Annotated in this window: 13 protein-coding genes; 3 read left to right on the forward strand and 10 right to left on the reverse strand. The window is 71.1% G+C overall.

All coding sequences use genetic code 11. From position 1 onward, the window contains the following. Positions 1–69: 69 nt before the first annotated feature. Both ASD56_RS01365 and ASD56_RS01370 read right to left on the reverse strand, forming a co-directional pair. Positions 70–3,087, reverse strand: a complete 3,018-nt coding sequence (locus ASD56_RS01365) for an AAA family ATPase (RefSeq protein WP_055960393.1) — start codon at positions 3,085–3,087, stop codon at positions 70–72. After that, on the reverse strand, positions 3,084–4,238 hold the full coding sequence (locus ASD56_RS01370; RefSeq protein ID WP_055963421.1) for an exonuclease SbcCD subunit D: 1,155 nt from the start codon (positions 4,236–4,238) through the stop codon (positions 3,084–3,086). The genes ASD56_RS01365 and ASD56_RS01370 overlap by 4 nt, the downstream gene beginning before the upstream one ends. 77 nt (positions 4,239–4,315) lie before the next feature. On the opposite strand from ASD56_RS01370, the gene ASD56_RS01375 reads away from it, so the two are divergent. The 3 genes from ASD56_RS01375 to ASD56_RS01385 all read left to right on the forward strand — a co-directional run bounded on the left by ASD56_RS01375 (position 4,316) and on the right by ASD56_RS01385 (position 5,960). Beyond that, on the forward strand, positions 4,316–4,870 hold the full coding sequence (locus tag ASD56_RS01375) for a hypothetical protein (protein WP_055960395.1): 555 nt from the start codon (positions 4,316–4,318) through the stop codon (positions 4,868–4,870). A 24-nt stretch (positions 4,871–4,894) separates the two neighbouring features. Continuing rightward, positions 4,895–5,629 (forward strand): alpha/beta fold hydrolase, encoded by a 735-nt coding sequence (locus tag ASD56_RS01380; protein WP_055960398.1) that lies wholly within the window; start codon positions 4,895–4,897, stop codon positions 5,627–5,629. A gap of 100 nt (positions 5,630–5,729) precedes the next feature. Continuing rightward, the gene (locus ASD56_RS01385; protein ID WP_055960401.1) at positions 5,730–5,960 is read left to right on the forward strand and encodes a hypothetical protein; all 231 of its coding nucleotides are present in this window, start codon (positions 5,730–5,732) and stop codon (positions 5,958–5,960) included. Between the two features lie 48 nt (positions 5,961–6,008). On the opposite strand, the gene ASD56_RS16410 is transcribed toward ASD56_RS01385, so the two are convergent. The 8 genes from ASD56_RS16410 to ASD56_RS01425 all read right to left on the reverse strand — a co-directional run bounded on the left by ASD56_RS16410 (position 6,009) and on the right by ASD56_RS01425 (position 13,137). Further along, complete coding sequence (locus tag ASD56_RS16410) at positions 6,009–6,440, reverse strand: hypothetical protein (RefSeq protein ID WP_055960403.1); 432 nt, start codon at positions 6,438–6,440, stop codon at positions 6,009–6,011. Continuing rightward, entirely contained in the window at positions 6,440–6,664 is a 225-nt protein-coding gene (locus ASD56_RS01395) for a hypothetical protein (RefSeq protein WP_055960406.1), read from the reverse strand. The genes ASD56_RS16410 and ASD56_RS01395 overlap by 1 nt, the downstream gene beginning before the upstream one ends. A gap of 71 nt (positions 6,665–6,735) precedes the next feature. Further along, a complete protein-coding gene (locus ASD56_RS01400) occupies positions 6,736–7,155 on the reverse strand; it encodes a DUF1622 domain-containing protein (RefSeq protein ID WP_055960409.1) in 420 nt (139 codons plus the stop codon). 49 nt (positions 7,156–7,204) lie between these two features. Then, positions 7,205–7,504, reverse strand: a complete 300-nt coding sequence (locus ASD56_RS01405) for a GNAT family N-acetyltransferase (protein WP_055960412.1) — start codon at positions 7,502–7,504, stop codon at positions 7,205–7,207. A gap of 86 nt (positions 7,505–7,590) precedes the next feature. Further along, positions 7,591–9,045: a glycoside hydrolase family 1 protein gene (locus ASD56_RS01410; protein ID WP_055960415.1), complete on the reverse strand. Its 1,455-nt coding sequence runs from the start codon at positions 9,043–9,045 to the stop codon at positions 7,591–7,593. After that, entirely contained in the window at positions 9,042–11,279 is a 2,238-nt protein-coding gene (gene yicI, locus ASD56_RS01415) for an alpha-xylosidase (protein ID WP_055960418.1), read from the reverse strand. The genes ASD56_RS01410 and yicI overlap by 4 nt, the downstream gene beginning before the upstream one ends. After that, positions 11,279–12,166: a carbohydrate ABC transporter permease gene (locus tag ASD56_RS01420; RefSeq protein WP_082541163.1), complete on the reverse strand. Its 888-nt coding sequence runs from the start codon at positions 12,164–12,166 to the stop codon at positions 11,279–11,281. The genes yicI and ASD56_RS01420 overlap by 1 nt, the downstream gene beginning before the upstream one ends. Continuing rightward, positions 12,166–13,137 carry a carbohydrate ABC transporter permease gene (locus tag ASD56_RS01425; protein ID WP_055960421.1) on the reverse strand — a complete coding sequence of 324 codons (972 nt, stop codon included), beginning with the start codon at positions 13,135–13,137 and terminating at the stop codon, positions 12,166–12,168. The genes ASD56_RS01420 and ASD56_RS01425 overlap by 1 nt, the downstream gene beginning before the upstream one ends. Positions 13,138–13,193: the final 56 nt, after the last annotated feature.

Below are 13,193 nucleotides of genomic sequence, written 5' to 3' on the forward strand. Positions count from 1 at the left end.
GGCCCCTCGGGTCGCCGCCATCGTCGTTCCTGCGGGGCAGAGGGTCACGCGGTTGCCCGCGGGTATCCGTCAGCTCAGGACGGCGCTCCCCTGCCGCACGATGCTCGGACCGTGACCCGTCGCCTGCACGGTCAGCTGCGCCGGCAGCTGCTCCTTCATGGCGGCGACGTGGCTGATCACGCCGACGGTGCGGCCGCCCTGGCGCAGCTCGTCGAGCGTGCGCATCGCGAGTTCGAGCGTGTCGTCATCGAGCGAGCCGAAGCCCTCGTCGATGAACAGCGTGTCGAGCCGTACTCCGCCTGCGCGCGCCGTGACCACTTCGGCCAGGCCGAGCGCGAGGGCCAGGGAGGCGAGGAACGTCTCGCCTCCGGACAGCGATTGAGCCGGCCGCGCCTGCCCGGTGTGGGCGTCCATGATCTGCAGGCCCAGCCCGCTCGAGGCACCGCGTGCGGCGAGAGCGTCGCTGTGCTGCAGCCGGTAGCGGCCCGACGACATGTCGGACAGCCGCAGGTTCGCCGCCTCGACGATCTCTTCGAGCTCGGCGGCGAGCACGAACGACTCGAGCGTCATGCGGTGGGTGTTCGGCGCCCGCCCGGCCACGGTATCGGCGAGCCGCGCGATCACGGCGTGGTCGGCGGCGAGCCCGGCGCTCTTCTCGTGCCCTGCGGTCGCGCGCGCGACGAGCTCGGCCACGCGGGCCGCGGTCTGGGATGCGGCCGCCGCGGCGTCGACGGCGGTGCTCCACCGCTCGCGGGCGTTCGCGAGGCGGGCCGCGGCGGCCTCGACGTCGACGAGGTCCTCCGGCTCGCCGGCGAGCTCCAGCTCGAGGTCGCGCAGCCTGTCGCGCTCCGTCCGCAGCGCGACCTCGTGGTCACGGATCGCCTCCTCCAGCTCGGTGCGCTGCGCGGATGTCCGCAGCGCGGCGGTCGCCTCAGCGGTGTCGTCGAATCCGGATGCCGCGATGCGCCGGTCCCGGTCCTCCGCCGAGCGCTCGGCCGTCGCGCGTGCCGCCTCTGCCGCGACCAGCGCCCCCGCGAGATCGCTCGCCAGCGTACGGCGCCGCTCGGCGTCGGCGATCCGCCCGGACACCGATTCGAAGGGGCCTCGGGCGTCGTCCACGGCCCGGCGCGCCGCCTGCGCATCGGCCGTGACGGCCGCGAGGCGCAGGCGCAAGGCGGTCACCTCGGCGGCGACGGCCTCGCGTTCGATCCGGGCGGCATCCTCGGCGGCGGTCAGGGCCTCGCGCTCTGCGGTGAGCCGGTCGCGATCCCGCACCGCCGTCGCCGCACGGTCGACGGCCGCCTCGGCGGCGTCGCGCCCGGCCTCGAGCGATTCGACGGCGGCCCCGCCAGCTCGCGCGGCCGCGGCGGCGTGGGCCTCGCGGGCGCTCCTGGCCCGTTCTGCCGCCTGGAGCTCCGCGGTCGCCGCCAGGTCGCGCTCGGTCTCGGCGGCGGCGATCTGCTCATCCGACACTCCGTCGTCGGCGGCGGGCGCCGGCGCGGGATGTTCGAGGGAACCGCACACGGCGCACGGCTCGCCGTCCACGAGCGCCGCGGCGAGCTCGCCGGCGTGGCCGGCCAGGCGCCGGCGCAGCGCTTCGGTGACGAGACGCCGGGCGCCGTCGTGACGCTCGCTCGCGGCCAGGTACGCCGCCTCGGCGTCGCGCAGCCCGGACGCCAGCCGGACGGCCTCGCGAGCGGCGGACAGCCTCTCGGCCACGGCGTCGCGCTGGGTGACGGCGCCGTCGATTCCGCCCGCGGCCGCCTGAGCGGCTGCCAGTTCGGTCTCGAGCTGGGCCAGGCGCGCCGGAAAGGCCGCCCGGACCACGTCGAGTTCAACGAGGAGCTGGTCGAACTCGGCGATGCGTGCGGTTCCCGCCGCGAGTTCGTCGCTCATCGCGTCGAGCTCGCGCTCGCGGACCCGCGCCGTCTTCCACACCGCGATGTCACCGGTGAGCTCATCGACCACGGCCCCGAGCGCCGCGACGTCGGAGGCCTCCGCGCCGTCCGCCACGGACTGCCACCCCTCGAGCGCGCGGGCGACATCGGCCAGCGCCGCGTCGGCGACAGCGGCAGCGGCGGTCGCCGCGTCGATCGACGTGCGCAGACCCTCGGCCTCCAGCGCACGGGCGAGCGTCTCGCGTTCGCGGCGGATGAGCGGCTCGGCTTCTTCCAGCGTCGCGAGCGCCAGGCGTGACCGCACCCGGAGCTCCTGCTTCTCACGGAGCGCACGCGTCGCGCGATGCGCACCCTCGGCCGCGGCGTGCACGGCGTCGGCCTCGTCGCGTTCGCGAACCAGCGTCTCGACCCGGTAGTCCGCGCGCTGGACCCCGACGGCGGCGGTCTCCAGGCGTGCCGCGACGTCGGGAGCGGCCGCTGTCACAGCCTCCGCCGCCCCGGCTGCGCCGGACAGCTCGGCAGAAGCCAGCACCCGCTCTGCCTCGTCCAGCAGCAGGATCACTCCGTCGCCGGCGGCGGAGAGCTCCCGCTCGGCGTCACGGCGCCGCTGGTCGAGCGCGACCTGGTACGCCTCGTAGGTGCGGGTGCCGAACAGCCGGCGCAGCAGCCGCTGCCGCTCGTCGTTCTTCGCGAGCAGGAACTCTGCGAACCGGTTCTGGGCGAGCAGGATCACCTGCAGGAACTGCTGCTGACTGAGGCCGAGGATCTCGTCGAGCTCGCGTGCGACGTCCACCGGTCGCGCCGCGATCCCGGTCCACTGATCGCCGAGGAGCTCGTCGAGCTGGGCACGATGCGGCTCGGTCGTCATGCCCGTGCCGCGCTGCTTGGGGCGCTCGTACTCGGGCGAGCGGGTGACGCGGAATCTGCGGCCGCCCGCCGAGAACTCCACGCTCACGCTCGTGGGGTCCTCGGGCGCGCAGTGGTCGCTGCGCAGCCGCCGTTCGGCCCCGTCGTAGCGGGGCACACCGCCGTAGAGCGCGAAGCTCACGCCGTCGAGCACGCTGGACTTGCCGGCGCCGGTGCGCCCGGCGATGAGGAAGATGCCGTCGTCGGCGAAGGCGTCGAAGTCGACGACCTGCCGTTCACGGAACGGCCCGAACCCCTCGAGCTCGAGGGAGTGCAGCCTCACGTGCGCGCCTCGGCGAGCGTGTGCTCGCCGATCACGCCACGGATGACCTCGCTCTCGCGCTCCGACGCTCCCTCGCCCTCGCGGACGTGGGACAGGAAGACGTCGATGAGCTCGGCATCCGATCGGGCGGCCCGCACCCGCAGTGCGTACGTGGAGCCGTCGTCGCCGCGCGCGCCGACGGGCGTGTGCATCACCGTCGCGCAGAACGGGAAGCGCTTCTGCAGCCGCCGCATGGGATCGGACTGGGGAGTGGCATCGGTGTACTGGGCGCACACCCAGTCCGTCTCGACGTCGCCGAACCGCTCGTCGGCGAGCAGCTCATCGAGCGTGCCCCGGATGGTCGACAGCCGGCGCGGCACGGGCAGCTCGAGCCACTCGACCCCCGCCAGGCCGGCGGCGTCGAGGTCGACGAGCCAGGAGCCGCGCGGCTTGTCGGCCTCGCCGAAGCTGTAGTGCAGCGGGGCACCGGCGTAGCGAACCCGTTCGGACAGCCGCTGCCGGCCGTGGATGTGCCCGAGGGCGACGTAGTCGGGGCCGTCGAACGCCGATGCGGGAACGACGTCCAGGCTCCCCTGCCGGATCTCGCGTTCGACGCCGGGGGTGGCGTCCACCCCGGCCGCGAAGCAGTGCGCCATCACCACCGAGCGTCCGCCGCGCACCGCGGCGTCGGCCCGGACGAGTCCCATCGCGTGCTCGATGGTCTGACGCTGAGAGCGCAGCTCGGCGCCCGGCCACAGGTGGCGCACCAGCGCCGGCTCGAGGAACGGGATGCCGTAGATGTGCACCGTCCCGTGCTCGTCATCGAGCGTGATCGGGGTTCCGGTGCTGAGCGGATCCGTCACGACGTGGATGCCGTCGCGCAGCAGCGACGCCTGGAAACCGAGGCGCGCGGCCGAGTCGTGGTTGCCGCTGGTCACGACGACGGTGGCGCCGGTGTCGGACAGTGCCCGGAGCGTGTCGGTGAGCACCGCGTAGCAGGCGGCGGCGGGCGCCGCAGAGTCGAAGACGTCGCCCGCGACGAGCACCACATCGACCTCGTTCTCGCGCACCTGCTCGACGAGCGCGTCAAGCACGCCGCGGAGCGCATCGAGCGTGGCGTGGCCGTGGAACGACCGCCCGATGTGCCAGTCCGAGGTGTGCAGGATGCGCATGATCACACCGTACGTTCGAGTGCCGACATCCCGGCCGAGACAGGCCGCAACGGGCCCGCCCGGACGTATCGTGGACTATGGCGCCGTCATCCGGATCCGCACCCGCCACGGTCGTCGCGCTCGTCGGGACGGGCAGCGATGCACTGCTGAGCGACCTCGGCGACCTGCCCGGCGTGCAGGCTCTCTCCCTGCGGGAGAGCGAACCCGCAGCCGCCGCCAGGGCCGTGGCCTCGGCATCCGCTCCGTACGTCGTCCATGATGCCGACCCGCTCGAGCACGTGGCCGCGGCCTGGGTCGAGCTGTTCGAGGAGCGCGCCACCCTCGGCACCCTCGAGATCGAGGTCGAGACGCTGCTGGGGCTGTTCCAGTCGGGAGAGGCGCTCATGCCGGACTACTACGTCGTCGTCGGGCCGGAGGACATCGAGGGCACATGGCGGCACTGGTGGCTCGGGGCGCTCGCGCTTCGCGCGCCGTCTCGCGTCCTCCCCGTCGAAGCGGCGGCTCCCGCCCTGCGGGCCCGGCTGCGCGCACTCCCGTCGTCGCGTCCCTGGCCTGATCCCGGCTGGCTGCGACGCGTGCAGTTCGAGATCCCCGACCGCGTCGGCCTGCGCGACCAGCTGGGCGCGGCGTGACACCTGCTCGATTACGCTGAACCCGTGCCCCACGCTCGCGAATTCAGCTTCGCCGGGAGCACGCTCGTGGCCGAGCGCCACGGCAGCGGGAGCCCGCGCTACGTGCTGATCCACGGCATCGGCATGGGCAGGAGCGTGTTCAGCGACCTCGTCTCGCAGCTGGACGGATCGGGCGAGGTGATCTCGATCGACCTGCCCGGCTACGGGGAGGCTCCCGAGCCGCCGCGCGTGCTCACGATGGAGCGGACCGCCGATCTGGTGGCCGCTTTCCTGCGCGCGCGGGTCGGTGCGCCGGCGGTGATCATCGGCCACTCGATGGGGGCGCAGGTCGCGCTGGAGATCGGTGCCCGCCATCCCGAGACGGTCTCGGGGCTCGTGCTCGTCGGCCCCACGGTGGATCCTGCGGCGCGCACCGCCCCCAGGCAGCTGTCGCGACTGCTGCGCGACATCGCCGTCGAGAGTCCGAAGGTGATCGCGCTCGGCGCGCGCGAGTACGTCCGTGCAGGGCCGAGACTGCGCCTGAAGTTCCGCGCGATGCTCGTCCATCGGCCGGAGGACGTGCTCGCCGAGGTGGCCGCGCCGACCCTGGTGCTGCGGGGCGAGGACGACCTCGTGACCCCGCGCGCCTGGTGCCGCACGATCGTCGACGGGCTGCCGGACGGGCGGCTGGCAGAGGTGCCGGGCCACGGTCACGAGGCGATGATCCGGGATGCCGCGGCCGCCGCCGCGCTCATCCGCGAGTTCGCGCGCGACCACTGACCGACTGCCGCGTTCCCTCCGATTCCTGCCACCTGTGACCGACCCGGCAATGTCGGAGCCCCGGCGTACGTTCGAGTCATCGGAACCAACGGAGGAAACTATGCTCTCGCTCGTCACCGCCGCCGAACAGCAGTACCGTCACGAGTCCAGCGTCCGCGAACGCGAACACGCGATGCTCGTCGCCATACGCGATCGACGCGCGGGCCTCGCGCTGATCGATCAGCCGGTCACCGTCGTCGCCGCACGTCCGCAGCGCACACCGTGGGCCCGGCCGATCGGTCTGCGTCTCACCGCCGACGATCCCTGCCCCACGGCCTGCGCCATCGCATGAACGAGCCCGCCCCGAGGGCGGGCTCGTCCATGTCACGATGCTTTCACGTCACCGCGAAGGGGCCGCTGAGTCACCCGTCGAGATCTGGCGAGCGAGCTCATCGACCTCCTCGTCGGGGAGGTCGACGCCCGCCTGCTCGAGGCGCTGATGCAGGACTTCGGCGATCCGCTCCTGCGGTTCGGTGCCGACATCCGAGCGCGTCTGCGCCACGATGCCGGCGACCTTGTCGATGGTCGAGGCGTCGTTCTGCGACATGGCGGGGAGCCGCTGCTCCTGCTCGCTGCCGAGTCCGCCCGGTGTGCGCTGGGCGGCGCTGGCCGTGAGCGTCTCACGGCCCTCGTCCTGGCCGTGATGATCCGTGCCGTCCTCCGAGCCGATCACGCCGATGCCGACGGCCTCGTGGTCGGGCTCGGCGGCCGCCGGCGTCGCCGCGCGGTCGTCGAGGGCATCGGGCTCACGGTCGTTCGCAGTGCTGTTCATCACGGCTCCTCATCTCCACGGGTGGTGCTCAGTCCCAGGTCGGGGTCGGCGCCCTGGCGGGCGTCTTCGCCTTCCACCGGGTCATCCGGCTGCAGCGCAGCATCGGTCAACAGCTCGGAATCAGCAGCCGCGGCGCTGCGCTCGGCAGCCTCCGCGTCTCCGGTCTGGTCCCATCCGCCGGGCGGGTCGGCGTTGATCACGCCGTCGGGCAGCTCACGATCCATGAGTCGGTCCTCTCGTCACCCTCCACCCTGGCGGCACTCACGGCCGGGGTGCAGGGGGTTGACAGGCGAATTCAGGTCGGGTCGGGGCCGGCCTTGCGGGCCGCAGCGCGATCGCGCGCGACGGCATCGCCGATCAGCTGACCTCCGCTGGTGAACATCGCGCGCCGCCAGGGGAGGACGCCCTCGATCTCGATCTGGATCGACATCGACAGCAGAGTACGGATGAGGACGATGAGACCGAGGATCGCGGCATCCTCCAGCGAGGGTTTCGACGTGATGGTGCGGATCAGATCGGCCGCGACGAGCACTTCGAGGCCGAGCAGGATCGCCGCGCCCAGGGTCGTCCGCAGAACCGTGAACGCCGCCTGCCCGCCCTCCTGGCGCAGGAGCGAGCGGACACCCAGCACGACGGCGATGGCGAACCCGATGATCATCGCGGCCGCGCCGACGGCCTCGAAGCCGATGGCCACCGCGGTGAAGACTGCCTCCATGTGCACGCGGCCAGCCTAGGGCGGCGGAGGCCGAAGTCGGTCGATCCGCTCAGGCGGACCGGCGCGTCGTGAGGATCCCTCGCCGGGCGGGGTTCGCCTCGAACCAGTCGGCGACGTACCAGCACACCGGAATCACAGTGCGTCCCGGGCCGCGTTCGAGCTCGGTGACGGCCCGGTCGACGAGTTCACCGGCATACCCGTGTCCGCGGAAGGAGGGCACGGTGTAGGCGCGGGTCATCGCGACGGTCCGCCCGTCGTCACGGTAGTCCAGGACGCTCACGAGGTCGTCGCCGCGGTGCAGCGTATAGCGCGAGGCATCCGGTTCATGGGTGAAGCGCAGCTCGGTCACGTCGCCAGGCTAACCCCGGCCTCCCCCACCGGGGCGCACGCGACCGGGATGTCGAAGCGTTCACCCGGCTGCCTCCCGGCCCGCGCTCAGGCGGGCAGGACGCCGGTGCGAGCGAGCTCCGAATACCAGTGGCCGCTGTCCTTGACCGTGCGCTCGAGACTGTCGAAGTCGACGCGGACGATCCCGAAGCGCTTGGCGTAGCCGTAGCCCCACTCGAAGTTGTCGAGCAGCGACCACACGAAGTACCCGCGCAGGTCGACGCCCTGCTCGATTGCGCGGTGGGCGGCGGTGAAGTGACGACGCAGGTAGTCGAGGCGCTCGGCGTCGGGCACGGACCCGTCCTCGGCGACGACGTCGTCGAACGCCGCACCGTTCTCGGTCACCATGAGCGGCTGGTCCGGGAACTGCTCCTTGAGCGAGAGGAGCAGCTCCTCGAGGCCCTCGGGCGCGATGTTCCAGCCCATGGCCGTGTACGGTCCGGGCTGCTCGACGAACTCGACAGCCTGGTCGCTGCCGGGCCAGGCGGTTCCGCCCGCGGTGCCCTTGTGGCCGTCGTTCATCTGCTTCGGCGAGACGCCGTCCCACAGCCGCACGGTCGCCGTGGAGTAGTAGTTGACGCCGAGCACGTCGATCGGCTGGTTGGTCGCCGCGAGGTCTCCGTCGCGGACGAAAGACCAGTCGGTGACGGATGCCGTGTCCTCGAGCAGGTCCGCCGGGTACTCGCCCCGCAGCAGCGGGTGGGTGAAGGCACGGTTCGCGAGTCCGTCGATGCGACGCATGGCCTCGGCCGCACCGTCCCCCACTCCGCGAAGGACGTGGAAGTTGAGCGTGATCGAGTAGTCGGGGTCGCCCGTGGACGTCGCACGCAGCGCCTGCACGGCGCGACCGTGCGCGAGGTTGAGGTGGTGCACCGCGGCGAGCGCGGCGGCCGGCTCGTGACGACCCGGAGCGTGCCCGCCCTGGCCGTAGCCGAGGTAAGCCGAGCACCACGGCTCGTTGAGGGTCGTCCAGGTGTGGACGCGGTCGCCGAGCGCGGCGCCCATCACCTCGGCGTACCGTTCGAACGCGTCGGCGGTCGCGCGGACCGGCCAGCCGCCGGCATCCTCCAGCGCCTGCGGCAGATCCCAGTGGTACAGCGTGGCGACCGGACGGATGCCGCGGTCGAGCAGGCCGTCGACGAGCCGGGAGTAGAAGTCGATCCCGGCCTGGTTCACCTCGCCGGTGCCGGTGGGCATGATCCGCGGCCATGCGATCGAGAAGCGGTACGCGCCGAGCCCGAGGTCCTTCATCAGATCCAGGTCGGCGTCGAGCCGGTGGTAGTGGTCGCACGCGACGTCTCCGGTGTCGCCGTTCCACACCTTGCCCGGCGTCTTGCTGAAGGTGTCCCAGATGGACGGCCCGCGGCCGTCCTCGTCGAACGCGCCCTCCACCTGGTACGACGCCGTGGCCGAGCCGAAGGTGAACCCGGGCGGGAAGACGAGGCCCGAATCGCGGTAGTCCGGCGAGCCCTGGACGGCGGTGGTAGCGGTCACGGAATTCATCGTGTCACCTCGCCGAGGTCGGCGGTGAACTGTTGCGACCTGCCGTCGGGCGTCGTGACGGTGATCGTCCGCTCACCCGCTCCGCCGGGGAAGACCCGCAGCGCGAGGCCGTCGAGGTAGTCGTAGTCGGGCCGGTCGGTGCGCGCGCCCCAGGGCAGCACCGTACCGGGCAGCACGTACAGCGGCAGGCTGTCGAACCCGTGGGTCTCGCGACGCCAGGCGCCGCCGGTGACCGTCTCACCCGTCAGCAGGCTGGTCCATTCACCGGCCGGCAGGTAGAACTCCACCTCGCCGTCCGCCGAGAACACCGGCGCGACGAGCAGGTCCGCGCCGAGCATGTACTGCCTGTCGAGGTGGCGCACCGCGGGATCGTCGGGGAATTCGAGCAGCATCGGGCGCAGCAGCGGCACACCGGTGGCCGCGGCATCCACCCCCGCCTGGAACAGATACGGCATCAGCCGCATCTTGAGGTGCGTGAAGATCCGGGTGACCTCGACGGCCTCGTCGTCAAACGCCCACGGCACCCGGTACGAGCCCGAGCCGTGGAAGCGGCTGTGGCTGCCGAGCATGCCGAAGGCGGTCCAGCGCTTGTAGACCGCGGCATCCGGCGTGCCTTCGAAGCCGCCGATGTCGTGACTCCAGTGCGCGAACCCGCTGTAGGCGAGCGACAGGCCGCCGCGGAGGGTCTCGGCCATCGACGCGAAGGTCGACGTCGAGTCGCCGCCCCAGTGCACCGGCATCGTCTGGCCGCCGGCGGTGCCCGACCGAGCGAACAGCACCGCGTCGCCCTCGCCGCGGGCCTCCACGAGCACCGCGTGGACGGCCTCGTTGTAGAGCTGCGCGTAGAGATTGTGCATGCGCTGCGGGTCGGCGCCGTCGGCCCACTCGACGTCGACGGGGATCCGCTCGCCGAAGTCGGTCTTGAAGCAGTCGACGCCCTGATCGATCAGGCGGCGCAGGTGCGCCTGGTACCACGCCGTCGCGGCGGGGTTCGTGAAGTCCACGAGCCCCATGCCGGCCTGCCACAGGTCCCACTGCCACACCGAGCCGTCGGCGCGCTTCACGAGGAAGCCCTGGTCGGCGGCCTCGTCGAACAGCGGCGAGCGCTGCCCGATGTAGGGGTTGATCCACACGCTGACGCGGAGGTCCTTCTCGTGCAGGCGCGCGAGCATGCCGTCCGGGTCGGGGAACGTGCGCGGATCCCACTCGAAGTCGCACCAGTTGAACTCGCGCATCCAGAAGCAGTCGAAGTGGAACACCGAGACCGGCAGCTCACGGGCGGCCATCTCGTCGATGAACGAGGTCACGGTGGCCTCGTCGTAGTCCGTCGTGAACGACGTCGACAGCCAGAGGCCGTACGACCAGGCCGGCACGACCGGCGGACGCCCGGTGAGGGCGGTGTACCGCGCGAGCACGTCCTTGGGCGTCGGGCCGTCGATCACGAAGTACTCGAGCACCTCGCCGGGCACCGAGAACTGCACGCGTTCCACAGCCTCGGAGCCGATCTCGAACGAGACGTGCCCGGGATCGTTGACGAGCACGCCGTAGCCGCGATCGCTGAGATAGAAGGGGACGCTCTTGTACGCCTGCTCACTCGAGGTGCCGCCGTCGGCGTTCCAGATCTCGACGCTCTGGCCGTTCTTGACCACGGGGCCGAACCGCTCGCCGAGGCCGTAGACGAGCTCGCCGACACCGAGGTCCAGCTGTTCGTGGATGAACACGCGCTCGACCGGCGCGGGCGCTCCCGTGCGGGCGTTGTCGACGATGCCGGTGTCGACCTGCGCGTCGGGGGTGAGCCGGATGTAGCCCTGCGACTTGTGGCCGCTCGCGGTGACGACCTGGCCTTCTCGCTCGAACGAGAGCGACCACGGCTCGCCCGCCGCGATGCGCGCGGTCAAGCCGCCGGTGCTGAGGACCCCTCCTTCAGAGGAGACGGATGCCGCGCCCGCGCCGCCTGCGACGGCGCCGGGCAGTGTGAACCCGCCGTGCCAGGCTCCGCCGGTGTGGTGGGCGATGCGCACGCGCACCACCCCCTCGAGCGGCGACGACAGGGTGACGGTGAGGACCGGGCGGTTCAGGGTGTCGCCGCGCTTCGCGATCGCCATCGTCGGTGCGGTGACCACCAGTCCCGGGCCGTCGGGGGTCGCGTCGGTCTCCCAGACGTCGTACGCCTCGTGCGCATAGAGGGCGGTGACTCCGGGCCGGAGCTGCCAGAACCCGTCGGTGAACTTCATTACTTGACTGCTCCTGCCGTGATGCCCCGGGTGAGGGTGCGCTGGAAGATGAGGAAGAAGATGATCGTCGGGATGATGCTCAGCAGCGCCGCTCCCGCCGTCGTGGTGACGTCCATGAGCCGATCGCCGGTCAGGACGCTGACCGCGACGGGAACCGTCTGCGAGGCGTTCGACGGAAGGAACGTGAGGGGAATGAGGAACTCGTTCCACGTCCAGATGAAGAAGAAGATGAGCAGCACCGAGAGCGTCGGGCGCGTGATCGGGTAGACCACCCGCCACAGGATCTGCCAGCGGGAGGCTCCGTCGATCGAGGCCGCCTCGAGCACTTCCTTCGGGAAGGTGCCGAGCACCGACGCGAGGAGGTAGGTGCCGAACGCCGCCTGGATCACCGTGAACACGATGATGACCGACCACACGTTGTCGTAGAGGCCGACGGACTTGAACATGTAGTAGAGCGGGTAGAGCAGCGCCTCCTGCGGCAGCAGGTTCGCCATCAGGAACAGCAGCACGATCCACGAGCGTCCGCGGACCCGCCCGATGCCGATCGCGAACGCGTTGAGCAGCGAGATGACCACCGCGAGCACCGCGACGATGCCCGAGATGAAGATCGAGTTCCAGACCTTCTGAGGGAAGTTCACGCGCTCCCAGAAGGCCTGGATGCCGCTGAAGTCGATCGCCTGCGGCAGAGCGAACGGACCCGACGTCGCGTAGTCGACGGGCGACTTGAAGGCGTTGACGAGGATCAGGTAGAAGGGCACCATCACGGCGAGGGCGCCGAGGATGACGGCGACGAACAGCAGCCAGTCGATCGCACGCTTCTTCGTCATGCCGCCGCGCGGACGCACCCGGGTCCTGCCCTGCGTGATGATTGCGGTCGTCGCGGCCATCACAGGCCCGCCCTTTCCTTGCGCTCCATCGAGTTCTGCACCCGGATGAAGATGATGGAGACCACCACGACGAGGATCGTGAGGACCGTTGCGATGGTCGCGCCGTAGCCGATGTCCCGCTTCGTGAAGAACTCGGTGTACGCGTAGTACGCCGGCACGAGCGTGGCGCCGGCCGGACCGCCCTGCGTGATGATGTACACCGGCCCGAAGACCTTGAGCGCCGCGATCGTGCACGTCAGCGTCACCACGAAGATCTCGGGCCTGATGATGCTCATCGTGATCGCCGAGAACCGCTGGAACCAGTTCGCACCGTCGAGCTCGGCGGCCTCGTAGAGCTCGGGGTCGACGCGCTGGAGCGCGGCCATGAACACGACGATGGGGTAGCCGAGCTGGACCCAGACGAGGACGCCCATCAGCACGAGCAGAGCGGACGGCATCTGCCCCAGCCAGTCGTAGGCCGGCAGGCCGAACACCGCGAGGATCTGGTTCACGGACCCCGTCGCACCGGGGCGGAACATCCAGCCGATCACGATGCCGGCGACGGCGATCGGCAGGATCTGGGGAAGGTAGTAGGTGGCCCGCAGGAAGCTGCCGACCTTGCCGCCGAACTTGCGGCCGACGACGTCGAACAGCAGGGCCGCGACGACGAGCCCGATCGTCGTGGGGATCACGACCATCGCGAGGACCATCCAGACGGAGTTCGTGAAGGAGGTCCAGAAGTCTTCGTCCGTGAAGACCTTGAACCAGTTCTCGAGGCCGATGAACTCGGGGGTCCGCACGCCGCGCCACTCGGTGAACGTCAGATAGACGTTGAAGACGAGCGGGATGATGACGATGACGAGGAGGAGGACGAACCCCGGCAGAAGATAGAGCCAGTACCCCGCGGTGCCGCCCTTTCGCTGCGGGATCGAGGGCTGTTCGGGGGGAAGCTTCGTGCGCGCGCCCGGTTCGGCGCGGGTGATGACGGACATGGTGCGACTCCTTCTGAGGGCGGTGGGTGGCGTCGCCGCCACCCACCGCCGATCGA

It is taken from the genome of Microbacterium sp. Root166 (assembly GCF_001427145.1).
Lineage (GTDB): Bacteria > Actinomycetota > Actinomycetes > Actinomycetales > Microbacteriaceae > Microbacterium.